The sequence below is a fragment of the Methylophilus flavus genome (genome assembly GCF_042678905.1).
Taxonomy (GTDB): Bacteria; Pseudomonadota; Gammaproteobacteria; order Burkholderiales; family Methylophilaceae; genus Methylophilus; species Methylophilus flavus.
The window spans coordinates 106,889-128,275 of the sequence record NZ_JBHTLN010000002.1 but is presented as its reverse complement, the minus strand read 5'-3'; the positions used below and the strand labels follow the sequence as shown (position 1 = coordinate 128,275).

Here is a 21,387-nt window from a genome sequence, read left to right as displayed (position 1 = left end):
GGGCAGATATCGCTATCTGCCCGCTATTATCGCCGAAATCCGGTGATTTCAGTAATACAATCAGCTATTTAATGCTTTCAAGCACCTTCAGGCGTTTTTGCGCGCTAGGCGTCACTTCTGCAGAAGGGTGGGCGGCAATCAGATCTTTCAGCGTCTTCTTGGCTGCTGGAATTTGCCCAAGCTGAATCTGGCTGTTGGCCAGACTGAGCATGGCATTCGGTGCCAGCGGATGTGAAGCATAGCTATCCAGGAACTTCTGCTGGGTAGCCACTGAGGATTTGTAGCTTTTCAACGCAAACTGGGCGTAACCCAAGCCATACAAGGCATCAGGCGCCAGCTTGCTGCCCGGGTAAGTTTTCAAGAAGTTGTCATACGCAGTAAACGCTTCTTTATACTTACCAGCCTGATTCAGCGACTCGGCCTCGGAGAACGCACGCGCCTCCTGCTGGGATGCATCGGAAGCTTTACCCGAATCACCTCCGGCAGCGCCTGGAGCAGTTACCCCAAGCTGTCCGGAGACTTGTTGGGCCAGTGATTCCAGACCTTTAACGCGAGTATCCAGATCAGTGTACTGGGCATTTTGCTTGGTGCGCATATCTTCCAGCTGATGGTTGACCACTTCAAGGTCACCCTTCAACTGCGCGACATCCTGACGGATCTGTTCCAGCTGGTTCTGCATATCCAGCAAACCTTTGCCATTGATCAGCGATTCCAGGCTCTGCACCCGCTTATCCAGGGATTGCTGGGTACGCGTCAGATCGCTGATGGCTTTCTGCTGGGCATCATGCTCGGAAGTCTGCTTGTTTTCCAGCTCCAGGATGCGTTTGCGGGCTTCACCATCATCAAACAGCGCAGCATGGCTGACTGCCGGAACAGTCAACCCTATTGCTAGAGCCATCAAGATGGCTGAACGCAAATTACTGACCTGCATAGACAACATCTACGCGACGGTCATGCTGGAAGCAATCTTCATCTGCGCAATTTTGCTTGGAACGCTCTTCACCGTAGCTCACTGTTTCGATCTGGCTATCGCTAACGCCCAATACGTTCAAAGCGTTTTTAACAGCTACAGAACGACGTTGGCCCAATGACAGGTTGTACTCATGTGTACCGCGCTCATCGGTGTTACCTTGCAATACCACTTTAGCTTGTGGATGTGCAGCCAGGTATTTAGCGTGGTTAGCTACCAGGTCTTTGTACTCTGCACGAATCGCATCGCTATCGTAATCAAAGAAAATCTGGCGTTTTGCCAGCTCAGCAGCGCTCAGTTGATCCTGGCTGTTATCCACATCTACTGTTTTGATGTCGATTTTGTTAGTGCCTGCAGAACCGTCAGCACCATTGTTCTGTGAATTAGAAATAGGCTTGGTCACGCTTGAATCTTCAACCTTGGCCGGATTCATCGGCGTGCTTTTACAAGCGGTTAACACCAATGCCAGTGCAGCAATTTTCCAAATATTATGTTTCATACTTTCTCCTTAAAATTGAGTTAAAAAACCAAAAACTGATGACTACTTGGGAGATGCCTGTGCAGGCCCCCATGCAGGTTCACGAATATCACCGCCAGCTTCAGACAGGCGCTGCCTCACCAGACCATCCACTGCCACGGTGGCCAATGTGCCTTTACCACCCACCCGCGTGGCATACATCAAGGTACGTGAGTTAGGTGCGAAACTGGGTGACTCATCCTGTGAGCCAGCACTGAGTATCTTTACGCTGCCAGAACCCAGGTCCTGCACAGCGACTTTAAATGAACCGCCATCGTTACGGATGTAGGTCAGGTATTTACCATCAGGGGAAAAACGCGGGCTGACGTTGTAACCGCCTTCGAACGTCACGCGAGAAGGTGAGCCGCCGGAAGCCGGTACTTTGTAAATCTGCGGACGACCGCCACGGTCTGAGCTGAAATAAATGAATTTACCATCCGGGGAGAAGGCAGGCTCAGTATCAATAGAACTGCTCTTGGTGACCTGCTGCAAGTTAGACCCATCCGCAGAAATCGTATAAATCTGTGAGTTTGCGCCATAAGTAAGTACGACTGCCAGCTTACTGCCATCTGGTGCCCACGATGGCGCACTATTATTCCCTTTGAAGTTAGCAACTACTTTACGCTCACCAGTATACAGCGACTGTACAAACACAATAGGTTTCTTTTTTTCAAAAGACACATAGGCCATTTTGCTGCCATCGGGTGACCATGATGGAGAGATGATAGGCTCGTTAGACGACACCAATGTCTGGGCGTTAAAGCCGTCAGCATCGGCAATTTGCAAGGTAAACCGTTTCCCGGCTTTAGTCACATAGGCAATACGGGTAGCAAAAGCGCCCGGCTGACCGGTGAATTTCTCGTAGATCTGGTCTGCAATCAAATGCGCAACATGGCGATACTGGCTAGCTGGCACCGTGTAGGTCGATTGCAACAAAGGCGTTTGCCGTAAAACATCCATCACCTGCACGTTGACTTTCAAGTTGCCATTGGCAGCCTGCTGCACTTCACCAATGCTCAAGCCCTGGGCTTTGAGTGCGGTCCAGTCTGTGTACTTGATATCTGCGGCGGTAGTTGGCAATGAAGGGATACCGCTGGTATTCAGTACGCGGAACATGCCGCTGCCTTTTAAATCATTGCTGATAATGTCATGGATACGGTTTTTGCCCTGCACATTGGCAGACTCGGTTAACGGCAAAATCGCGATTGGAATCTGGATGGCACTACCGCCACTGATTTCGATGTCGAGCGCTGCGTTTGCAGGGCTTGCAAACATCCATGCGAGCGCACTGGTACAGCATACTTTTACTAATACCCGACGATACTCTGTCAGGCGACTTTTAACAGTTTTCATGGTTTCAGTATTGTTCACTTTATATAATTATCCTGTTAGTTGAAGAATTATAACGAAAAGCCCGCTCAACGTCATTGTTACACTTAGTTCCGCTATTTCATTTAGTGACACTCTCAGTCACGTTAACTACGCTTTACTTAACCGCGCGGCTTAAACTTCAAATGCAGTAAATCAAGCAAGGCTTTACGCGCTGCGGGGTCATCAGGCAAATCAAATGGCTTAGCTTGAACAATTGCGCGAAATACTGCTTCATCACACACGGAATCCCCCGAGCCTTTAATCATTTTTGGCATGCCAGACAAATCACCCGTATTGGTTAACTGTATATCAAACAACAATTGCGGATTCGAAACCGGGCACAAACCAGGGTTTACATAGGTCCTGATCTTGCGATTCATCAACCCGACGTAGTAGCTCAACACCGAGGGATCCACTGGGCCCGTAGCGGCAGCCTGCGCATCCATATCCTGCTGGCGCATGGCATCCTGGATTTTTTTAAGCTTCTCCTGCTCTTCTTCTTTACGCAGGGCTTCCTGAATTTTCTTCAGTTTCTCTTCCTGCTTTTTCTTCTCTTCTTCTTTCTTTTTCTCTTCCTCTAGCTTTTGCTTTTTCTCATCTTCCCGCTTTTTGAGTGCAATTTCCGCTTCTTGTTCCTCTTTATTCACTTGCGGCTCAGGCGGGGTAACCTTTTCAGGTGGCTTAGGCTTAGGTTCCGGCTCGGGTTCCGGCTCTGGTTTGGGCGGCTCCGGTTTTGGAGGTTGAGGTGCCGGTTTTGGCGCCGTTTTGCTGGGCAAACTATCCCACAATGTCGCTTCCATAACTGACGGATTCACATGCACTGCTTTCCAGTCGATCATAAAGATCATCGCCAGAAACAGCACGACATGCATCAGTACAGACAATATCGCTGCGCGTCTGCGGAATACCTGGTCCTGTGGGGAATGTGCGATTTTCATCTAAATACGCGACCTGTCGCTTATTTTTCGTTCTGGAACAACAAACCAACCTGGTTGACTTGCGCCTGCTTCAACAAATCCATGACAGACACCACTTCACCATATGGCGTGTTTTTATCGGCCGATACCACGACAGGCTTTTCTGATTCGGACAACTTCTGACGGATCAATGCCAGCATGTCATCACGTTCCATCTCCTTGCCATCCATGGTGACGGTGCCTTCTTTCAAGACAGTCACCACAATCGGGTCACCACTTTGTTTCAACGCCTGCCCGACTTTTGGCAATTCAACCATGCCCGGGTTAGTCATTGGCGCGGTGACCATAAAAATCACCAGCAATACCAGCGTCACATCAATGTAGGGGACTACATTGATCTGGTTCATCATGCGCCGTTTACGCGTTCTGCTCATAAGCGCTCCGATCAGGCTCTACGTTGCAAAATGTTGGTAAATTCTTCCATAAAGCTTTCGTAGCGGACCAGCAGTCGATCTACGTTAGCTGCAAAGCGGTTATAGGCGATCACGGCCGGAATCGCAGCGAACAAGCCAATCGCTGTCGCCACCAATGCCTCTGCAATACCTGGCGCTACCTGGCTCAGCGTAGCTTGTGCCACGTTAGATAATCCGCGGAAGGAGTTCATGATGCCCCACACCGTGCCGAACAAACCGATATAAGGGCTGACGGAACCCACTGATGCCAGGAATGGCAGATGCGAATCCAGGTAATCCAGTTCGCGGTTATACGCTGCGCGCATGGCCCGGCGGGTAGCTTCCATCACATCGCTGACTTCAGCGTCTCTTTGCGTATCTTTCTGCTGTTTGTGGCGGATGAATTCTTTTAAACCGGCCTGGAAAATACTGGCCATGCCTTGCGGCGTTTTACGACCGGAACCGATGCGTTCATAGAGCTCATTCAAATCACCACCTGACCAGAATTGTGCTTCAAATTGATCGACATTTTCAGCGGCGGCCTTTAATGAAAACACTTTAATGAAGATATACCACCAGGATGCCAGCGAGGTCAGCAATAAAATCAGCATGACCACCTGGACGGGCAAACTCGCCCCGCTCACCAGGGTAAAAATCGACATATCGTTTGTTACATTCATGAAGACTCCAGTGCTATTTTGATACGGGCCGGAATACCCGTGGGTTTAAATGAATCCGCGTCTACACAAGCAACCTTTACCTGTGCTTCTAATAAAACCAGTTCGTCGCGCATAATCTGCTGCTGGCAGCTAAAACTGCCAAGCCGCATTTCAGTGACCTGCGAAACTATTTTTAACTCGTCATCCAGCCTGGCTGGCTTCTTAAATTGTATTTGCATGCTGTGCACCACAAATAACACCTGCTCATCTTGTCGCAACGCGGCCTGAGCAAAACCCAGGCCGCGCAACCATTCAGTCCGCGCGCGCTCCATAAAGTTCAGATACTGGCTGTGGTATACCACGCCGCCGGCATCCGTATCTTCGTAATAGACACGCACGGAAAAATCAAATGTTCTACTGCCCGCCATCTTGCCACAATTCGCCACTGCTCATGCTGGCAGGCGCTCTTAATCCAAAATGCTGGTAGGTTAACAAGGTGGCGACACGGCCACGCGGCGTGCGCATCATATACCCTTGCTGGATCAGGTAAGGCTCCAGCACATCCTCAATCGTATCGCGCTCTTCGCCTATCGCGGCAGCCAGATTATCAAGGCCTACCGGGCCGCCGCCAAATTTTTCTATCACGGCCTGCAACAGTTTACGGTCCATCACATCCAACCCTTGCTGGTCGACGTCGAGCATTTTCAAGGCAGCATCGGCAATCAAATTCGTGACAATACCGTCGGATTTTACTTGTGCGTAATCGCGCACCCGCCTTAACAGGCGATTGGCTATGCGTGGTGTACCACGTGCCCTGCGCGCGATTTCGATAGCACCGGCCTGTTGCATTTCAACTTCCAGCAGATTGGCTGAACGCGCAACAATCTTGGCTAGTTCATCGTGGCTGTAAAACTCTAATCTTGCGACGATACCGAAACGGTCGCGTAACGGATTGGTCAGCATGCCGGCACGGGTGGTGGCCCCTACCAGCGTAAATGGCGGCAAGTCCAGGCGCACACTACGCGCCGCCGGGCCCTCACCGATCATGATATCCAGACGGTAATCTTCCATCGCCGGATATAGAATCTCTTCCACCACCGGGCTCAGGCGATGGATTTCATCAATGAAAAGCACATCATTGGGTTCAAGATTGGTGAGCAGCGCTGCCAGGTCACCGGCGCGTTCAAGCACAGGGCCGGAAGTCATGCGCAGATTAACGCCCATTTCCTTGGCGATGATATGGGCAAGTGTGGTTTTACCTAGCCCCGGCGGGCCGAACAGCAGCACGTGGTCAAGCGCTTCCTGACGGCCGCGGGCGGCATTGATGAAAATCTCGAGTTGACCGCGTGCTTTTTCCTGGCCGACGTATTCGTCGAGCACTTTCGGCCGAAGCGCCCGCTCCAGCGCTTCTTCATGCACGCTGACGGTGGCAGGAGCGACAAGTCGATCGGTTTCTATCATGGGATGGTCGGTGATGAGGTCATGGAACACATAGTGTCAATGCAAATTTAATCAGTGCAGGACTTCATTGCCGCTAATTTAAGAAGTTATTTTTTATGCATCATACCATGGCGCGCCTGACTATTACAGGCGCCCGCAGATGCGGATCCTGGTTTGGTTTTGTGGATTATTTGGAAAGATATTTCAGTGCCTGGCGTATACCATCACTGACGCCCACGCCCGGCTCCAGCAATTTGATCGTCGCTGTCGCTTCGCGCTCGTTGTAACCAAGCGCCACCAGCGCATTCAGGATATCGTCAGTCGCCGCTTTAGTCACAGGCTGCGCCGAGGTGGAGCCGGTCACCACAAATTTGTCTTTCAATTCCAGCAACAGGCGTTCTGCGGTTTTTTTACCAATGCCAGGCACACGCGTGAGCATGGCAACTTCTTGCTGGCTGACTGCCAGCATTAAATCATTGACGCTGACACCGCTTAAAATAGACAGCGCCGATTTGGCGCCTATGCCATTCACTTTAAGCAACTGCTTGAAGGTATTTTTCTCCTGCTCGCTGCCAAAACCATATAGTAACTGTGCGTCTTCACGCACGACCATATGCGTCAGCAATTGCACCGGCTGGCCGAGTTCAGGCAGGTTATAAAAGGTGCTCATCGGCACCTCGACTTCGTAGCCCACACCATTACAATCCACCACAATCAGCGGCGGTGACTTTTCCAGCAAACGACCATTCAGACGCGCAATCATACTAACCTTCCATTTTTGACCCTGAATCCGGTCGTTGCCAGTGCACCCAGGCCTTGCCCACCATGCGCATGGCAGATGGCACAGGCCAAGGCATCCGCCGAGTCCGGGCTTGGGTTTGCAGGGAGTTTTAACAGGCGCTTGACCATTTCCTGCACCTGTTCTTTTTGGGCGTGCCCGTTTCCGACCACAGATTGTTTCACTTGTAATGCGGTATATTCCGCAACCGAGAGTTGTTTAATGACCGCTGCTGAAATCGCTGCGCCACGCGCCTGGCCTAGCAACAACGTAGATTGCGGATTCACATTTACAAATACTTTTTCAATTGCCACCTGAGTGGGCTGATAGGTATCGATCACCTCGAACAAGCCATCCAGAATGACCTTCAAACGCTCCGGCAAAGCTTCTTTTTCTGCTTCACCAGCAGCACTCTTCTTTGCCGATGCGGTTTTAATCACCCCACTGGTGACATAACTCAACTTGCCCCCAAGGGCTTCGATCACGCCAAAACCGGTGACGCGCAGGCCGGGATCTATGCCTAGAATACGCTGCATGGTCATGGCAGATTAGCCGCTGAAAAATTCAATTAGCTCTCTTCAATCACGGCAGAGGTATAGACATCCTGCACATCATCCAGGTCTTCCAGCATATCGAGGATTTTTTGCATTTTTACCGCATCGTCGCCGGTGAATACCACTTCATTGAGTGGTTTCATGGTCACTTGCGCCATGACTGCTTTCAGGCCGGCGGCTTCCAGGGCTTCCTTTACCGTCACAAAATCATTTGGCGCGGTGATCACTTCAATACTGCCGTCTTCATCGGTAATCACATCTTCAGCACCAGCTTCCAGGGCAGCCTCCATCACTGCATCTTCCGAAACCCCTGGTTCAAACACCAGCTGACCACAGTGCTTGAACATAAACGCCACGCTGCCATCCGTGCCCAGGTTACCCCCGTGTTTGGTCAATGCATGCCGCACATCCATCACCGCACGCTGCCGGTTATCAGTCAGGCAATCAATAATGATAGATGCGCCGTTGATGCCATAACCTTCATAACGGATTTCTTCGTAATTCACGCCTTCCAGCTCACCGGTACCTTTTTTAATGGCACGCGTGATATTGTCAGAAGGCATGTTCTCTTCTTTAGCCGCGGCCACAGCAGCCCGCAAGCGCGGATTCATGGCGATATCGCCACCGCTCAGCCTGGCAGATACCGTGATTTCCTTGATTAACTTGGTGAATATTTTTCCGCGTTTGGCATCCTGGCGACCTTTCCGGTGCTGGATATTGGCCCATTTACTATGTCCCGCCATGTAATGTCCTTATCAGTCTATGCTGCGATGGTTGTTATCTTAAAAGTGGCGATTTTACCACAGCGCAGGCACCGGATTTTCATTGTTCAGCCACAATCACCACGATGGGTAATCCTTCATATCCTGATATCCACAAGTCCAAATAAGAAAGCCGGCTTTCGATTTTTCACCACAACACTTCTGAATTTACATATGCAAAACTGGTTTTTTTTGTTTATAAAGAAATGTTAGTATTTGTTTCCCCTTGTAATCAAACATTCTAAATTCGTTAGAAGGGGAATCTTTATAGCGATGTTTCTATTGATGATAAATATCGCCATAAAGCCTGGAGAAGTAAAGAAAACAAATTAAGGAGAAGTGTATGGCATTACTTAAAACCCTGACGTTTGGATTGTTTGGCACTGTCAATGATGTGATTGATGGCACCCAAGCGAGGTTGAATAGCTTACTTCCGCAAGTCATCACCCCGGAGGATAACACTGTCGACCATTTACTCGCTGGTACCGGCAGCCTGCTCAATGTGGGAGGTTTAGTGAACACAGTGACAGGTACTGTCGGTGGTGTGGTCAATACGGTTAACCAAACCGTCGGCCATAGTGTCGCAGAAGTCGGTACGCTGGTAAACGGCACCACCGCCTTGGTTGGCGATGTGGTGGCAGGCACCGGAGACTTGCTTGAAGACGTCACAGGCGTGCTGGCCAATACGACAACGACCCTTGGCGAGGTGGTTGGAAGTACCACCAGCCTGGCGGATGTTGAAGCCGTCGTAGGTACCGTCAACAACATCGTTGGTGACGTAGTGCATGCCACAAACACACTTCTGGATCAGACAGCCACTACTGTGGGTGCTACCGTGAATGGCGCGACCGCCACAGTAGGTACTTTGTTGACCGATGTCACCACAGAAATTGCCGCGCTCGTGAATGGCGCCGGCGATGGCACACCACAAGATGTCACAACTGTCGTAGGTGGCGTGGTTGGTACCGTTTCAGGCGCAGTTGCAGGTGCTCCGGAAACCGTCGGCAATTTGCTTGATAGTGCAACCGGTCTGGTTGATATCAACGGTTTACTGGGTAGCGTCACTCATGTGGTTGACAATGTGGCCAGTCAGGTGGATGTGGGTGGTTTGCTCGGCAATGTCACAGGTTTGCTGGATGTAAATGGTGTGGTCAATACCGTTACCGGCGTGACTCAAGGTGTCACCGGTGAAGTGCTGAATGTTGCGGACGTATTGTTTGAAACCACCGATGGTTTGCTGGACAGCGTGATTGCTGCTGCCGGCGACATCACTGCGACGACACCAGCCGTCACTGCCGGCTTGACACATGCAGTAGGTGATTTAACGCATGCAGTAGGCGACCTGGGTTCAGTACTCGGCAATCTGCTGGGTGGAGTCAACAACGGCTTGCACGAACTGGCTTGATAGCCATCATGAGTGGAAAAAGCCCGCATCTGCGGGTTTTTTTATATGGCTTTGACTGGTTTGGGCTGTTCGCGGATAGTGACCCATGAGATCACCAGCAGCGCAAATGCAATCAATACCATACCGACAGACTCCATTGCATCCGGCACCTCACCAAGTTGTATCCAGGCAGCAATCACACCTATCACCGGTGCCAGCATGGAGCCCATGCTCGCTACACCTGCAGGTAACCTTTGCAGGGCAAACAGCCATAACAGCCAGGCGAATGCCCCACAGAGAACCACATTGAACAACACTGCCCCTATCAAATAGGGCTCCCACATAATGGGCGGCGCTGGCACCAGGAAAGCAATCACTATCATAGGCAATGAGCCCAGCAACATTGGCCAGGCGGTGAGATTGATTAAATCCAGGTCCGGATGACGCCTGTGCAATTTTTTAGTCATGATAACTGACAAAGACCAGGAAATACCGGAAATCACTGCCAGCGTCATGCTGAAAGCATCGGCCCGGATATGCAGCGGATCAAAAATAAACAGCATGCCGAGTACGGCAGAAATCACCGCCAGCCATTGCCAGCCGTGTACGCGTTCACCTAATAATGGCCACGCGAATAATAATGTCCAGAAAGGCATGGTGTAAGTGAGCACGGCGGTTTTACCCGCGCCGCCTTCCACCAATGCCCACATCAACACCCCGGTAAAGCCTACGTTTTGCAGCAGGCCCAGAACCAGCATGGTCGGGAATTCTGTCAGCCGCATGGAACGCCGCGTGACATACAACACCAGAAACAGCACCAGCGCACCAAAAAAGGTGCGCATGGCGGCAAACTGGAACGGCCCGGCATAATGCAGCGCACTCTTCATCACCACCCAGTTATATCCCCAGATAATGGCGAGGACTAACAGGGCGGTAAGTGCCTGTGAACGCTGTTTAACCAGTTGATCCATTTTGCTTGTCTTTGGAAGTTTCTAAGGAAAAACGATTCATTAATTCCAGATATGCGTTACGGCCAGCCACTGTCCATCGGCCTGCTTCTGGAATACCACTTGCACATTGCCGCCGAATTGCTGTTTTACGCCATCTTCACCTACCATTGCGCCAGCCCAGTTGCCGGTTTGCGTGGCCAGGGTATCAGTCACAATCGCTGTTTTCATGGTCAGCGCGTGTTCAATCACACCGGCCTGAATCAAGCCACCAAAGAAATCGGCAATCGCCTGACGGCCTTTGACAGGTTCACCTGCAGGTGCTGGCAATACGATGGCGCTTTCAGCATACAAAGCGGCAATCGCCTGGGTATTTTTGCTGTTGAACGCGGCATCAAATTGCGTGTTCAATGTTTTTAAAGTGTCTTCTACTGTCGCCATGGTGTTACTCCTTTATAAATACGATTGGTTACTGATTGAAATCCCAGGCAGACATACCATCATCTATAACGCCTAAAATACTTTGCAAGTCACTACGCTGACTCTCTGATAAGCCCTGCATGCACAAGCGCAAGCGGCTGTAATAATCCGGCATCACCGCATCCAGCTTGGTCTGCCCGGCGGCAGTCAATTTAATCTGCACACTACGCCTGTCCTGCGGCGCTGAAACACGTTGCACTAACCCGCCTTGCTCCAGGCCGTCCAGCAAACCGGTCATGGTGGCGCGTGTCACACCCAGTTTTTCTGCCAGCACAGAAGGCTGTGAAGTCAGATCTGCCTCCCGCATCAGCAAAATAAGCACCCACCAGCGGCCCTGCAATAAATCATGCTTGGTCAGGCAGGCATCGAGCGCCACGGACAAATCCGTTGCTACTCTGAGCAGCATTAAAAAACTGGCAATCGCGGTGACGTCGGCCGCAGGGTAGCGCTCAGCAAAGCGCTGTAATACTTCCTGGGTTGGGAGATCTCTGAGCTGCAACATGATTAGCAACATTATAGTTAGCTTCCTAACTATGTCAAGTATTATCAAAAGTTTTGCTTACGCAAACATCGGTGTATATTAGAGATCCGGGATGATGGAAGGAGGAAGTGATGAAGACTCTTCAACAAGTACTCAATCTGAAAACACACCAGGGGATCATCAGCATTGCGCCCAACAGGCCGGTGTATGATGCATTGGTGATTCTTGCCGAATACAAAATCGGTGCGCTGGCAGTGATCAAAGACGGTGAGCTAGTGGGGATTTTTTCCGAACGCGACTATGCGCGGGAGATTGTCTTAAAAGGCCGCTCCTCCAAAACGACAAAGGTGGCTGAAGTGATGACGCAAAAAGTCATCACCGGCAAACCTGACGAATTGGTGGAATCTGCCATGAACACCATGCTGGAAAAACGCTTCCGGCATTTACCGGTAGTGGATCACGGCAAAATGCTGGGGATGCTGTCTATCGGCGATATCCTGAAGGAAACCATCAGTTACCAGCAGGAATTGATCAAGCAGCTGGAAAGCTATATCCATAGCTAAGCTTTTCCTCCCTGATTCAGATGCTTCCAGCTGAATCAGAGATTTGCCACCTGGCGCTAGCCCCTACTCGCCAATAATCTTAACCAGCACACGCTTGTTGCGCCTGCCATCAAACTCGCCGTAAAAAATCTGTTCCCAGGGGCCAAAATCCAGCTGGCCTTCAGTCACGGCCACCACTACTTCACGGCCCATGATCTGGCGTTTGATGTGTGCATCAGCGTTGTCCTCGCCGGTATCATTATGGCGATATCCGCTGACAGGCTCATGTGGTGCCAGTTTTTCCAGCCAGATTTTGTAGTCGTGATGCAGGCCACGCTCATCATCATTGATAAATACACTGGCAGAGATATGCATGGCGTTAATCAATACCAGACCTTCTTTTATGCCGCTTTCACGTACACATGCCACTACATCCTGCGTGATATTTTTAAAGTCCATACGTGCCGGAATGTTGAACCATAACTCTTTACGAAAACTTTTCATGCTTGTTTCTCCTATCCCCAATTGAATTTATTTTAACACTGAGCATGCGCTGAACGATAAATGCCATAAAAACAAAAGGGCCTCAACAGAGGCCCTTTTTCGTATTCTTAAAACTTAGCTGTGTACATCCACACTTTGGGTAAATGATTTGCCTTCATTATCGGTAGCCACCACTTCCAGCTTGCCTGGAGCATCAGGAATAAAGCTGAATTTCATATACGGGTCTTCACTGGTACCTACACCTACATCTACCGTCATCACCTCTTTGCCATTGTAGGTAAAAGTGGTTTTGTTGATATAGAACGCAGGTACATACCCTTGTGAAACCAGGTCGCGTTGCAAGCCGGTACGCATCACATGCCTGATATTAAAAGTCGCGGTGGCTGGCTCACCCATTTTTGGCGCGTCAACATTGAATTTGATTTTTCCGGCAGCGGCGCGTACTTCAGATTCGTTATTATCTACCGTGCCACCACAGCCGCCAGCTGCGCGTATCTCACGTTTGGTCATATACAGTTTGCCATCCGCCGTCTCGCCAATCAGGCGCACAAAAGAATCAGACTCCTGGCGAATCCTGGTTGCCATCTGGAAACCGTTTAAACTGTCTGTTAAGTGATAAGTTGAAGCTAGCTGGATAGGATTGGCATCGACAATCACATACAGCTTCTTGATAGCCACACCGTTAGCCGCCGCTTTGTCATAGATGAGCGTCACCGGCACTTGCGCGCCGCTTTCGGCGCGCCGCGGCGCTTCAATTTTCAGGAAATCCACTTCCTGGATATCACGCTTGGGGAAGAATGCTTCTTTCACCACCGTCCACAGTTTTGGATCTGCTTCTGCTTGCGCCAATGTGCTGAAACCTAAGCTGCTTAAACATAAAGCAGAAATACCTGCTATCAATATCCATACTTTTTTCATCGTATTCCCCATATTTCACTTTGTAATTATATGATTTGCATCAAAGCCATTCTCTACTGAAATCACAATTTCAATATGTGATTTCCATCACACATATTCGACCCTCACGCCAGCTTGCTGGGGTCGCCAGACGGACGCATTTCATAGGTAGGATCGGCAAATTCTTCGAAATTCAGTTCGACACCATTACCAGCTGGATCACGCAGGTTAATCTGGTGGATTCCATTTGCCAATATGCGGGTAGTATAGGTTAATGCATGCGCTTGCAAGCGCGCTTCCATCTCCGGCATATCGGTACAGGTAAATGACACATGATCGAAAGTGCCGTTCACATGCAATTGCGGTGCTTCCGCAGTTTTATATTCGGCCAGGTGAATCACATCGTTATGGCCGATATACAGCCAGTAGCCATAGGTGGTACTGGCGACGCGCTTGCCAACCGTGAGCCCCAGCACATCACAATAGAAATCACGCAGTTTGTGCATGGTGTCGCGATCGGAGCGGAAATTCACATGATTGATTTCGGTCAGTGGCATGATTACCTTATAAATTCATTGTTGCAAGTCGGCAACTATAGTACAAATTTTGTTGTGTACAAACTAATGCGCTTTAATCAATGCCCTGAAAATTGACACAGGGCAAATCCCTGCACACCGGCGGCAGCCAATTGCTGCATGCCGCCGAGCTCGGGCAGGTCTATGACAAACGCGGCCTGCTCTAACAAGCCGCCTAATTGACGCACTAGCGCCACCGCCGCAAGTGCGGTGCCACCGGTGGCTATCAGGTCATCCACCAGCAAGATGCGCTCGCCGGGCAAAATCGCATCCTTATGTACTTCCAGGGCATCACTGCCATATTCCAGCAGATAGGGTTGCGAAATGGTGGTCCACGGCAGCTTGCCGGGTTTGCGCGCTGGCACAAAACCGGCACCCAGCTTGACTGCCAGTGCTGCGCCTATGATAAAGCCGCGCGCCTCCATGGCGACTACCTTATCGAAAGTATTATTTTCATAGTGTCGGGCAAGGCCATCAATCGCAGCTGCAAAGCCCTGCTTGTCCTGTAACAGGGTGGTGATATCCCTGAACTGGATACCCGGTTTGGGATAATCAGGAATCGTGCGTATCAAAGCTTCAAACATAAGGACCTTAAAATTAGCTATTCACTGGCAAATAAAAAAGCGCGCCCTGATGGACGCGCTTTATACGACTGCTGCACTCCTACTGCATGGCATGGCGAACAATGCCAGCACGGACATGATTAGCTGGTAGCGGTATTCTGCTGACGTACGCGGATATGTAATTCGCGCAATTGCTTCTCATCCACCTCGTTAGGGGCATTGGTCATCAGGCATTGCGCGCGCTGCGTTTTCGGGAAAGCGATCACATCACGGATAGACTCGGCACCGGTCATCAAGGTCACCAGGCGGTCCAGGCCGAAAGCCAGGCCACCGTGCGGAGGCGCACCGTACTGCAGGGCGTCCAGCAGGAAGCCGAATTTCTCCTGCGCTTCTTCCTTGCTGATCTTAAGTGCATCAAATACTTTGGATTGTACGTCCTGTTTGTGGATACGTACTGAACCGCCACCCACTTCCCAGCCGTTCAACACCATGTCATAAGCTTTGGACAGGCAAGCGCCAGGATTGCTGACCAGCAGGTCTTCATGCCCCTCTTTAGGCGCAGTGAACGGATGGTGCAGCGCAACCCAGCGATCATTTTCTTCATCATGCTCAAACATCGGGAAATCAACTACCCACAATGGCGCCCACTGGCGGCCATCCAGATGGCCTTTTTCGTGACCCACTTTGCTACGCAATGCGCCTAATGCTTCGTTGACGATTTTGGCTTTATCGGCTCCGAAGAACACGATATCGCCATTTTGCGCGCCGGTACGGTCAATAATCGCTTGCAGCGCGTTGACATGAATGTTTTTAACAATCGGGCTTTGCAGGCCTTCTTCGTTCAATTTGGTAATATCGTTGATCTTGATATATGCCAGACCTTTGGCACCGTAAATTTTGACAAATTCGGTATAAGCATCAATCTCGGAACGGCTGATCGCCGCACCGTTAGGCACACGAATCGCAGCCACTCGACCACCTGCCATATTGGCAGCACCGGCAAATACTTTGAAATCGACATCTTTCATGACATCGCTCAGCTCGGTGATTTCCAGTGTGACGCGCATATCTGGCTTGTCTGAACCGTAACGGTTCATCGCTTCACTGAATGGCATGCGTGGGAATTGCGCTGGGAGATCCACATCCTGCACTTTTTTCAGCATGCGGCGGATCATTTCTTCCACCAGGTCCATGATGTCGTTTTCTTCAAGGAATGAAGTTTCGATATCGACCTGGGTGAATTCAGGCTGGCGGTCAGCACGCAGATCTTCATCGCGGAAACATTTGGTGATCTGGAAGTAACGGTCAAAACCCGCCACCATCAGCAACTGCTTGAACAGTTGTGGCGATTGCGGCAAGGCAAAGAACTGGCCGTGATGCACACGGGAAGGCACCAGGTAGTCACGTGCACCTTCCGGTGTAGAGCGTGTCAGCATCGGTGTTTCAACTTCAATAAAGCCGTTTTCATCCAGGTAGTCACGCAGGTTTTTTGCCACCTTGTAACGCAGCATCAGGTTTTTCTGCATGGCCGGACGACGCAAATCGATATAGCGATGTTCCAGACGGACGGTTTCAGTCAGGGTGTCATCATCCAGCATAAACGGTGGCGTCAATGAAGCATTCAGCACCTCAATCTCAGTCGCCAGCATTTCTACTTCGCCAGTCGGCAAATTGCTGTTTACTGTGCCTTCAGGACGCGCGCGCACTTTACAGACTACCCGCAGCACGAATTCGTTACGGACGGTTTCTGCGATGGCAAACGCTTCTTTTGTATCCGGGTCGATCACAATTTGCGCCAGGCCTTCGCGGTCACGCAAATCAATAAAAATCACACCGCCATGGTCGCGACGCCTATGGGCCCAGCCACACAGTGTCACGGTTTGTCCGATATGTTCGCGGTTCAGGTGACCGCAGTAATGTGTACGCATCATAATAATTTTTATAAAGTTGAAAGGGTTGCGGTTAGTGCTGTTTTGGCAAAGGCGCCACTGTACCCATGCTGATGATGTATTTCAAGGCTTGATCCACACTCATATCCAGCGTGATCACATCAGCCTTGGGCAACATCAGGAAAAAACCCGAGGTCGGATTCGGCGTAGTGGGGACATAGACGCTGACATATTCACCTTGCAGGTGATTAGCGACATCGCCACCGGGCGTGCCGGTCAGGAAAGCGATGGTCCATACGCCCTGACGTGGGTATTCAATCAACAGTGCCTGACGGAAGGCATTGCCGGAATCTGAAAACAGGGTATCAGACACTTGTTTGACGCTGGAATAAATGGACTTCACCACCGGCACGCGGATAAGCAGGCCTTCCCACAGTTCAATCAACTGCTGACCAAAGATATTGGTCGCCACCAGGCCGGTCGCCAGCACGATTGCGACTGTCAGAATCACGCCAAAGCCCGGGATATCAATACCCAGCAATGTAACCGGACGCCAGGCAGCAGGCAGTAAAAACAAACTCTGGTCCAGCGTTTGCACTAAAGTTTTGAGCACCCATACCGTAATGAATAACGGGACCAGCACCAGTAAACCTGTAATGAAATATTTTTTCATGGTGATTGTTTTTCGCGGTTAGTGACAGGCACAGCCGGTAGCACATTTCGCTGGACTGGCAGTTTCCGTGCTGGCGCTTGAGGGCTCAGCGGCTTTGCTGCTGCCAGACGCACTACCGTTTTTAAAGTCTGTCGCGTACCAGCCGCTGCCGGTCAGCTGAAAATTAGGTGCGGACACTTTTTTAGAAAAAGTCTGCTGTTTGCATTGTGGACATTCATCCACATTGGGGGCAGAAACTTTGCGCATCAGCTCTTGCTGATAACCGCATTCGCTACATTGGAAATCGTAGATAGGCATATGTAAACGCAACCCGAAGACAACTTGCTGGAAAAATTTTACTAAGCGGCAAATTATACCTGATTCGCGCTATAAAACATCAAAACAGCGGCGATGTAATTGAATTAAAAAGACTTTAAGGACACATGCATGCAACAAACAAACGTTAAAACCGTGGCGCTTTCCACCCTGTTTATATTTCTGGGATTCGTCAGCCGCGATCTGAATGCGCATCACCAGCGCTTGACATTGCATAGCACCCCGCAAAAACCGCGCACACTTTCTGTGCTGGTCACTGATCTGCTGTATACCGAACCTACGCTTACTATCCGCAAGCTTAAATAGCAGCGCGGTACTCAGGCTGGTTAAACTTGCGCCTCGTATGTTGCCTGATCCAGCAAAGCCTCAGCGCCACTGGCATTGGCTTCCAACTTGAAAATCCAGGTAGTGTAAGGGTGGTCATTGATTTTTTCAGGTGAAGACAATGCAGCTTCATTAATCGCCAGCACAGTACCAGTCAGCGGCGCATAAATATCAGAACCGGTTTTTACCGACTCAATCAGGCCACAAACGGCAAATTGTTCAACCGATTCACCGACCTTGGGCGGATCAACAAACACCACATCACCCAGCATGTTTTGCGCATATTCGCTGATGCCAACCAGCCACGACCCATCTTCCGATTGCGCCGCCCAAGTGTGTTCTTTAGAAAAGAGGTATTTCAAGCCTGTTGACATAAGATTAGAAATCAAAAAATTAGGTGATAATAATTGTGCCATAGTCTATTAGCCACACCAACGCTTATTCATTATTCACTTACAGCAACAGTTGTTGTAAAGGTTTAATTGTTTACACTAAAAAATTGCGATAAGTGATTGACGATGAATAATAACTGGGCAATAATAAAACTGGTCTGTGGAAGGTGGATTATGAGTTTTTTCAAGCATTGTCTTAAAGTTTTACTGGTGAGTTCCATCGCATTTGCGCCAGCAGGTCAAGCGATTGCAAAATCACCGTCGAAAAAACAATCGGTTTCTAGCCAGAAAAAATATAATCCACGCGTTTCGTCCGAATATCGCGTTAATCCAAACAAAACCAGAGCCATGCGTCCGGCCAAAGTCAGGGCGCATGCAAAAAAAGTGTCAAAACCTGCCGTTGATGCAGAAATGTTTGATTCGTTTACTGGTAAATCAAGCAACAGCAATTTAGCGATTGCCTCGACCAAAGCGCTGGTGATGAACCAGAATACGCACGAAATCATTTATTCCAAAAACCTGGATACACCAACTCCGATTGCCTCTGTCACCAAACTGATGACAGCAATGGTGGTGCTTGATGCAAAACTCAACCTGAATGATGAAGTCTCCATTACCGAAATGGATGTCGATTACTTGAAAGGTACCTCTTCACGCCTGCCGGTTGGCACTACCATGACACGTGAAGACTTGCTGAACCTGGCACTCATCGCTTCAGAAAACCGCGCCGCCTCAGCTTTGGCGACACATTATCCGGGCGGTAAACAACGATTTATCCAGGACATGAACGCAAAAGCGGCCAGCCTGGGCATGATGAATACCCACTTTGAAGATTCCACCGGCCTGAACAGCAACAATGTGTCTACCGCCATGGACCTGGCAAGAATGGTACATGCGGCTTACCAGTACCCCATGATTCGCCAAATCACCACTACTTCTGACTACGACTTGAACGTTCACAGAAGACAACCTTTACATTTTCACAATACCAATGCATTGGTACGGGAAAGCACCAACAGCAGCTGGGAAATCGGCTTATCAAAAACCGGCTACATAAGCGAAGCCGGACGCTGTCTGGTAATGCAAGCGACGATCGCAGGTGAACCGCTGATCCTGGTGTTACTGGATTCAGTCGGCAAACTGACCCGTATCGGTGATGCCAAACGCATCAAAAAATGGATGGAGCACAATTACAGCACATTGACTTCACACAACGATGGCCGTGGCGACATTGTGCTGACAGGCTTGTCCATGAGCAAAACCTTAGGCGAAGACGCTAACTGATCATAAGGGATGCAATAAAAAAGTCCGCGATATCCGCGGACTTTTTTATTGCATACGCTCAAAGCGAAGAATCAAAGTCTAGACTAAGGCTCTGCCCCATCAAACTCCGGGTCATACCCCTCACTAGTCGCTGCCTTCCGCTGATGCTCCTTCCACTGCTTGCGTAGCGCCTCTTTCTTCTCCGGCGTCAAACTCTGGAACTGCTGGTAACGCTTACGCGCATTTTCGCGTTCATAAGGCGTCATCCGGCTCCATTTCACCAATTGCTTCTGCACACGCTGTTGTTTCTGCGCATCCATCTTCGGGTACTGATGGGCGATATCCAGCATCTTTTCGCGCTGCCACGGACGCAGGGTATCCCACTCGGATTTCAATGGCGCCAGCACCATACGCTGCTGCTCGCTTAATTGCGCCCAGGTCACATTAGCGGCAGGGTCATCCGGTGACAGATCATTTTTGATCGCACCAATATCCGCCATTGCCAACATCGATGTGCCAGGATAACCATCAGCAGCTAACGTTTGCGCAGCATATGAACCCGCACCGATACTCAAAGACAATACCACCCAGCCTAATACCAACGAATGATTTCGCATCACTTCTCATTGTTCCAGTAATTAATACGCATTGCTTGAACCTAGATATGCTCTGAATAATGCCACGGCTCAAAGCCATTATCGACGAATGCCTCTACCGGCAAATCCGCGCTCAGCAACATGGCGTCATCGTTTTGCTGTGCAGACACCATCAACACACCCACTACCAGGCACACAGATAAAGCGGCTGCACCCATCATGCGCGGATGCCCAAATGACGCCCACGACAAAACATCACCTACCGCTGGCGACGTTCGTTTGGTATCGGCAAAGCGCCTTAAGGCAGCCTGCCTGGCTTCAGTTAAACGGGTTTCAACCTCTGCGGATAATGGCTGGACATCATTTTTCAGTAAATCCACACATTCGCGTAGAGGGAGTGGCAAGTCGTCTTCCGGATGACGTTGATTCCTCATGGCTTTACTCCTCTTTTTTGCAACTTCTGGACGCCGAGACCGGCCTGGCCTAATGACTGCGACAAAGCACCGACCGCGCGTGAGCAATGCGTTTTAACGCTTCCCTCCGAACAACCCATCGCGGCCGCAGTTTCGGCAACATCCAATTCTTCCCAATAACGCAATACGAATGCTTCTCGTTGACGTGCTGGTAATTTTTCTAGCGCTTTTCCAATCAGGGTCATGGTTTGCGAGCGCTGTAACTGTTCAGAAGGGTCGCTTTCCGGCCCTTCTACGTCTATGGTTTCCAGCAGGTCAAACTCTTCATCTTCCTGCGAACCAAAGGAAGAAAACAAAGAGGTCCATAAATTACGGACCTTTTGCCGGCGCCAGAAATCGCGCGTGGTATTTTGCAAAATACGCTGAAAAAGCATAGGGTATTCCGCAATCGGTTTATTGGCATACTTATCTGCCAATTTCAGCATTGCGTCCTGAACGATATCCAATGCTGCATGGTCATCACGCACGGCATAGGCAGTTTGCCTGAATGCCCGCTTTTCAATCTGACGTAAAAAATCTGATATTTCTTGCGCACTCGCCACTACGGTTCCTAATCCCCGAGATAATCAAAGTTTTCAACTTGACGATCACTACTACTTTGCTGCATTTATGAGTGTTTTTGGCAGTCAAAGAAATAGGCATCGTTTATCTCCCTGTTGATCGGAGTATA

At 50.0% G+C, this 21,387-nt stretch carries 29 protein-coding genes; 4 read left to right on the top strand and 25 right to left on the bottom strand.

The window, feature by feature from the left end; genetic code table 11:
* Positions 1-64 precede the first annotated feature (64 nt).
* From ACFQ2T_RS10595 to ACFQ2T_RS10545, 11 genes are all read right to left on the bottom strand, one after another.
* Positions 65-898, bottom strand: a complete 834-nt coding sequence (locus ACFQ2T_RS10595; RefSeq protein ID WP_379034202.1) for a YbgF trimerization domain-containing protein — start codon at positions 896-898, stop codon at positions 65-67.
* 19 nt (positions 899-917) lie between these two features.
* Positions 918-1,469 carry a peptidoglycan-associated lipoprotein Pal gene (gene pal, locus ACFQ2T_RS10590; protein WP_379034200.1) on the bottom strand — a complete coding sequence of 184 codons (552 nt, stop codon included), beginning with the start codon at positions 1,467-1,469 and terminating at the stop codon, positions 918-920.
* 42 nt (positions 1,470-1,511) lie between these two features.
* On the bottom strand, positions 1,512-2,858 hold the full coding sequence (gene tolB, locus ACFQ2T_RS10585) for a Tol-Pal system beta propeller repeat protein TolB (RefSeq protein ID WP_379034199.1): 1,347 nt from the start codon (positions 2,856-2,858) through the stop codon (positions 1,512-1,514).
* Between the two features lie 119 nt (positions 2,859-2,977).
* Positions 2,978-3,796, bottom strand: a complete 819-nt coding sequence (gene tolA, locus ACFQ2T_RS10580; RefSeq protein WP_379034197.1) for a cell envelope integrity protein TolA — start codon at positions 3,794-3,796, stop codon at positions 2,978-2,980.
* 20 nt (positions 3,797-3,816) lie between these two features.
* Positions 3,817-4,209 carry an ExbD/TolR family protein gene (locus ACFQ2T_RS10575; protein WP_055828735.1) on the bottom strand — a complete coding sequence of 131 codons (393 nt, stop codon included), beginning with the start codon at positions 4,207-4,209 and terminating at the stop codon, positions 3,817-3,819.
* An 11-nt stretch (positions 4,210-4,220) separates the two neighbouring features.
* Complete coding sequence (gene tolQ / locus ACFQ2T_RS10570; RefSeq protein WP_379034195.1) at positions 4,221-4,907, bottom strand: protein TolQ; 687 nt, start codon at positions 4,905-4,907, stop codon at positions 4,221-4,223.
* Positions 4,904-5,314, bottom strand: coding sequence for a tol-pal system-associated acyl-CoA thioesterase (gene ybgC / locus ACFQ2T_RS10565; protein WP_379034193.1), 411 nt, complete (start codon positions 5,312-5,314; stop codon positions 4,904-4,906). Before ybgC ends, tolQ begins: the two co-directional genes overlap by 4 nt.
* A complete protein-coding gene (ruvB, locus tag ACFQ2T_RS10560; RefSeq protein ID WP_379034191.1) occupies positions 5,301-6,347 on the bottom strand; it encodes a Holliday junction branch migration DNA helicase RuvB in 1,047 nt (348 codons plus the stop codon). Before ruvB ends, ybgC begins: the two co-directional genes overlap by 14 nt.
* Before the next feature lie 166 nt (positions 6,348-6,513).
* Positions 6,514-7,089: a Holliday junction branch migration protein RuvA gene (gene ruvA / locus ACFQ2T_RS10555; RefSeq protein WP_379034189.1), complete on the bottom strand. Its 576-nt coding sequence runs from the start codon at positions 7,087-7,089 to the stop codon at positions 6,514-6,516.
* Positions 7,086-7,646, bottom strand: coding sequence for a crossover junction endodeoxyribonuclease RuvC (gene ruvC, locus ACFQ2T_RS10550; protein ID WP_379034187.1), 561 nt, complete (start codon positions 7,644-7,646; stop codon positions 7,086-7,088). Before ruvC ends, ruvA begins: the two co-directional genes overlap by 4 nt.
* A gap of 26 nt (positions 7,647-7,672) precedes the next feature.
* Positions 7,673-8,401 carry a YebC/PmpR family DNA-binding transcriptional regulator gene (locus tag ACFQ2T_RS10545; protein ID WP_055828748.1) on the bottom strand — a complete coding sequence of 243 codons (729 nt, stop codon included), beginning with the start codon at positions 8,399-8,401 and terminating at the stop codon, positions 7,673-7,675.
* 361 nt (positions 8,402-8,762) lie between these two features.
* On the opposite strand from ACFQ2T_RS10545, the gene ACFQ2T_RS10540 reads away from it, so the two are divergent.
* The gene (locus tag ACFQ2T_RS10540; RefSeq protein ID WP_379034185.1) at positions 8,763-9,824 is read left to right on the top strand and encodes a hypothetical protein; all 1,062 of its coding nucleotides are present in this window, start codon (positions 8,763-8,765) and stop codon (positions 9,822-9,824) included.
* A gap of 41 nt (positions 9,825-9,865) precedes the next feature.
* Here ACFQ2T_RS10540 and ACFQ2T_RS10535 read toward each other — a convergent pair whose 3' ends face one another.
* Genes ACFQ2T_RS10535 through ACFQ2T_RS10525 form a run of 3 tightly spaced genes read right to left on the bottom strand, consistent with a single transcriptional unit; the run spans position 9,866 to position 11,732 of the window.
* Entirely contained in the window at positions 9,866-10,774 is a 909-nt protein-coding gene (locus tag ACFQ2T_RS10535) for a DMT family transporter (RefSeq protein ID WP_379034183.1), read from the bottom strand.
* A gap of 39 nt (positions 10,775-10,813) precedes the next feature.
* Complete coding sequence (locus ACFQ2T_RS10530) at positions 10,814-11,191, bottom strand: YybH family protein (RefSeq protein ID WP_379034181.1); 378 nt, start codon at positions 11,189-11,191, stop codon at positions 10,814-10,816.
* A gap of 28 nt (positions 11,192-11,219) precedes the next feature.
* Positions 11,220-11,732 (bottom strand): MarR family winged helix-turn-helix transcriptional regulator, encoded by a 513-nt coding sequence (locus tag ACFQ2T_RS10525; RefSeq protein ID WP_379034179.1) that lies wholly within the window; start codon positions 11,730-11,732, stop codon positions 11,220-11,222.
* A gap of 110 nt (positions 11,733-11,842) precedes the next feature.
* Between ACFQ2T_RS10525 and ACFQ2T_RS10520 the strand changes: the two genes are divergently transcribed.
* On the top strand, positions 11,843-12,274 hold the full coding sequence (locus ACFQ2T_RS10520) for a CBS domain-containing protein (protein ID WP_379034177.1): 432 nt from the start codon (positions 11,843-11,845) through the stop codon (positions 12,272-12,274).
* A gap of 63 nt (positions 12,275-12,337) precedes the next feature.
* On the opposite strand, the gene ACFQ2T_RS10515 is transcribed toward ACFQ2T_RS10520, so the two are convergent.
* From ACFQ2T_RS10515 to ACFQ2T_RS10485, 7 genes are all read right to left on the bottom strand, one after another.
* Positions 12,338-12,757, bottom strand: a complete 420-nt coding sequence (locus tag ACFQ2T_RS10515; protein WP_379034175.1) for a secondary thiamine-phosphate synthase enzyme YjbQ — start codon at positions 12,755-12,757, stop codon at positions 12,338-12,340.
* 114 nt (positions 12,758-12,871) lie between these two features.
* Positions 12,872-13,675: a quinoprotein dehydrogenase-associated SoxYZ-like carrier gene (locus ACFQ2T_RS10510; protein WP_379034173.1), complete on the bottom strand. Its 804-nt coding sequence runs from the start codon at positions 13,673-13,675 to the stop codon at positions 12,872-12,874.
* Between the two features lie 104 nt (positions 13,676-13,779).
* Complete coding sequence (locus tag ACFQ2T_RS10505; RefSeq protein ID WP_379034171.1) at positions 13,780-14,211, bottom strand: VOC family protein; 432 nt, start codon at positions 14,209-14,211, stop codon at positions 13,780-13,782.
* Positions 14,212-14,288: 77 nt separating this feature from the next.
* Positions 14,289-14,813 (bottom strand): adenine phosphoribosyltransferase, encoded by a 525-nt coding sequence (locus ACFQ2T_RS10500; protein WP_379034169.1) that lies wholly within the window; start codon positions 14,811-14,813, stop codon positions 14,289-14,291.
* A gap of 119 nt (positions 14,814-14,932) precedes the next feature.
* Positions 14,933-16,723 (bottom strand): aspartate--tRNA ligase, encoded by a 1,791-nt coding sequence (aspS, locus tag ACFQ2T_RS10495; protein WP_379034167.1) that lies wholly within the window; start codon positions 16,721-16,723, stop codon positions 14,933-14,935.
* 31 nt (positions 16,724-16,754) lie between these two features.
* Entirely contained in the window at positions 16,755-17,354 is a 600-nt protein-coding gene (locus ACFQ2T_RS10490) for a DUF502 domain-containing protein (protein ID WP_379034165.1), read from the bottom strand.
* Positions 17,355-17,372: 18 nt separating this feature from the next.
* Complete coding sequence (locus tag ACFQ2T_RS10485; RefSeq protein ID WP_379034163.1) at positions 17,373-17,651, bottom strand: FmdB family zinc ribbon protein; 279 nt, start codon at positions 17,649-17,651, stop codon at positions 17,373-17,375.
* A 129-nt stretch (positions 17,652-17,780) separates the two neighbouring features.
* Between ACFQ2T_RS10485 and ACFQ2T_RS10480 the strand changes: the two genes are divergently transcribed.
* Positions 17,781-17,975 (top strand): hypothetical protein, encoded by a 195-nt coding sequence (locus ACFQ2T_RS10480; RefSeq protein ID WP_379034161.1) that lies wholly within the window; start codon positions 17,781-17,783, stop codon positions 17,973-17,975.
* A gap of 20 nt (positions 17,976-17,995) precedes the next feature.
* Here ACFQ2T_RS10480 and ACFQ2T_RS10475 read toward each other — a convergent pair whose 3' ends face one another.
* Positions 17,996-18,355, bottom strand: coding sequence for a glycine cleavage system protein H (locus ACFQ2T_RS10475; protein ID WP_379034159.1), 360 nt, complete (start codon positions 18,353-18,355; stop codon positions 17,996-17,998).
* Between the two features lie 204 nt (positions 18,356-18,559).
* On the opposite strand from ACFQ2T_RS10475, the gene pbpG reads away from it, so the two are divergent.
* Entirely contained in the window at positions 18,560-19,669 is a 1,110-nt protein-coding gene (gene pbpG, locus ACFQ2T_RS10470) for a D-alanyl-D-alanine endopeptidase (protein ID WP_379034157.1), read from the top strand.
* A gap of 83 nt (positions 19,670-19,752) precedes the next feature.
* Here the strand turns inward: pbpG and ACFQ2T_RS10465 are convergent, their stop codons facing one another.
* The 3 genes from ACFQ2T_RS10465 to ACFQ2T_RS10455 are packed head-to-tail and all read right to left on the bottom strand — an operon-like array spanning position 19,753 to position 21,259.
* The gene (locus tag ACFQ2T_RS10465; RefSeq protein ID WP_379034155.1) at positions 19,753-20,265 is read right to left on the bottom strand and encodes a DUF3106 domain-containing protein; all 513 of its coding nucleotides are present in this window, start codon (positions 20,263-20,265) and stop codon (positions 19,753-19,755) included.
* A gap of 41 nt (positions 20,266-20,306) precedes the next feature.
* The gene (locus ACFQ2T_RS10460) at positions 20,307-20,678 is read right to left on the bottom strand and encodes a DUF3619 family protein (protein ID WP_379034153.1); all 372 of its coding nucleotides are present in this window, start codon (positions 20,676-20,678) and stop codon (positions 20,307-20,309) included.
* Complete coding sequence (locus ACFQ2T_RS10455) at positions 20,675-21,259, bottom strand: RNA polymerase sigma factor (RefSeq protein ID WP_379034151.1); 585 nt, start codon at positions 21,257-21,259, stop codon at positions 20,675-20,677. Before ACFQ2T_RS10455 ends, ACFQ2T_RS10460 begins: the two co-directional genes overlap by 4 nt.
* Positions 21,260-21,387 lie beyond the last annotated feature (128 nt).

What these genes read in the sequence shown, in the direction of transcription:
- ruvC (WP_379034187.1), bottom strand. Translation starts at nt 7,646, where the DNA reads ATGACCATGCAGCGTATTCTAGGCATAGATCCCGGCCTGCGCGTCACC.
- ACFQ2T_RS10545 (WP_055828748.1), bottom strand. Translation starts at nt 8,401, where the DNA reads ATGGCGGGACATAGTAAATGGGCCAATATCCAGCACCGGAAAGGTCGC.
- ACFQ2T_RS10515 (WP_379034175.1), bottom strand. Translation starts at nt 12,757, where the DNA reads ATGAAAAGTTTTCGTAAAGAGTTATGGTTCAACATTCCGGCACGTATG.
- ACFQ2T_RS10595 (WP_379034202.1), bottom strand. Translation starts at nt 898, where the DNA reads ATGGCTCTAGCAATAGGGTTGACTGTTCCGGCAGTCAGCCATGCTGCG.
- ACFQ2T_RS10575 (WP_055828735.1), bottom strand. Translation starts at nt 4,209, where the DNA reads ATGAGCAGAACGCGTAAACGGCGCATGATGAACCAGATCAATGTAGTC.
- ACFQ2T_RS10465 (WP_379034155.1), bottom strand. Translation starts at nt 20,265, where the DNA reads ATGCGAAATCATTCGTTGGTATTAGGCTGGGTGGTATTGTCTTTGAGT.
- ACFQ2T_RS10490 (WP_379034165.1), bottom strand. Translation starts at nt 17,354, where the DNA reads ATGAAAAAATATTTCATTACAGGTTTACTGGTGCTGGTCCCGTTATTC.
- ACFQ2T_RS10530 (WP_379034181.1), bottom strand. Translation starts at nt 11,191, where the DNA reads ATGGCGACAGTAGAAGACACTTTAAAAACATTGAACACGCAATTTGAT.
- ybgC (WP_379034193.1), bottom strand. Translation starts at nt 5,314, where the DNA reads ATGGCGGGCAGTAGAACATTTGATTTTTCCGTGCGTGTCTATTACGAA.
- aspS (WP_379034167.1), bottom strand. Translation starts at nt 16,723, where the DNA reads ATGATGCGTACACATTACTGCGGTCACCTGAACCGCGAACATATCGGA.
- ACFQ2T_RS10505 (WP_379034171.1), bottom strand. Translation starts at nt 14,211, where the DNA reads ATGCCACTGACCGAAATCAATCATGTGAATTTCCGCTCCGATCGCGAC.
- ACFQ2T_RS10510 (WP_379034173.1), bottom strand. Translation starts at nt 13,675, where the DNA reads ATGAAAAAAGTATGGATATTGATAGCAGGTATTTCTGCTTTATGTTTA.
- pal (WP_379034200.1), bottom strand. Translation starts at nt 1,469, where the DNA reads ATGAAACATAATATTTGGAAAATTGCTGCACTGGCATTGGTGTTAACC.
- ACFQ2T_RS10485 (WP_379034163.1), bottom strand. Translation starts at nt 17,651, where the DNA reads ATGCCTATCTACGATTTCCAATGTAGCGAATGCGGTTATCAGCAAGAG.
- ACFQ2T_RS10460 (WP_379034153.1), bottom strand. Translation starts at nt 20,678, where the DNA reads ATGAGGAATCAACGTCATCCGGAAGACGACTTGCCACTCCCTCTACGC.
- ACFQ2T_RS10480 (WP_379034161.1), top strand. Translation starts at nt 17,781, where the DNA reads ATGCAACAAACAAACGTTAAAACCGTGGCGCTTTCCACCCTGTTTATA.
- tolA (WP_379034197.1), bottom strand. Translation starts at nt 3,796, where the DNA reads ATGAAAATCGCACATTCCCCACAGGACCAGGTATTCCGCAGACGCGCA.
- ACFQ2T_RS10520 (WP_379034177.1), top strand. Translation starts at nt 11,843, where the DNA reads ATGAAGACTCTTCAACAAGTACTCAATCTGAAAACACACCAGGGGATC.
- ACFQ2T_RS10525 (WP_379034179.1), bottom strand. Translation starts at nt 11,732, where the DNA reads ATGTTGCAGCTCAGAGATCTCCCAACCCAGGAAGTATTACAGCGCTTT.
- pbpG (WP_379034157.1), top strand. Translation starts at nt 18,560, where the DNA reads ATGAGTTTTTTCAAGCATTGTCTTAAAGTTTTACTGGTGAGTTCCATC.
- ACFQ2T_RS10535 (WP_379034183.1), bottom strand. Translation starts at nt 10,774, where the DNA reads ATGGATCAACTGGTTAAACAGCGTTCACAGGCACTTACCGCCCTGTTA.
- ruvA (WP_379034189.1), bottom strand. Translation starts at nt 7,089, where the DNA reads ATGATTGCGCGTCTGAATGGTCGTTTGCTGGAAAAGTCACCGCCGCTG.
- ACFQ2T_RS10540 (WP_379034185.1), top strand. Translation starts at nt 8,763, where the DNA reads ATGGCATTACTTAAAACCCTGACGTTTGGATTGTTTGGCACTGTCAAT.
- tolQ (WP_379034195.1), bottom strand. Translation starts at nt 4,907, where the DNA reads ATGAATGTAACAAACGATATGTCGATTTTTACCCTGGTGAGCGGGGCG.
- ruvB (WP_379034191.1), bottom strand. Translation starts at nt 6,347, where the DNA reads ATGATAGAAACCGATCGACTTGTCGCTCCTGCCACCGTCAGCGTGCAT.
- ACFQ2T_RS10500 (WP_379034169.1), bottom strand. Translation starts at nt 14,813, where the DNA reads ATGTTTGAAGCTTTGATACGCACGATTCCTGATTATCCCAAACCGGGT.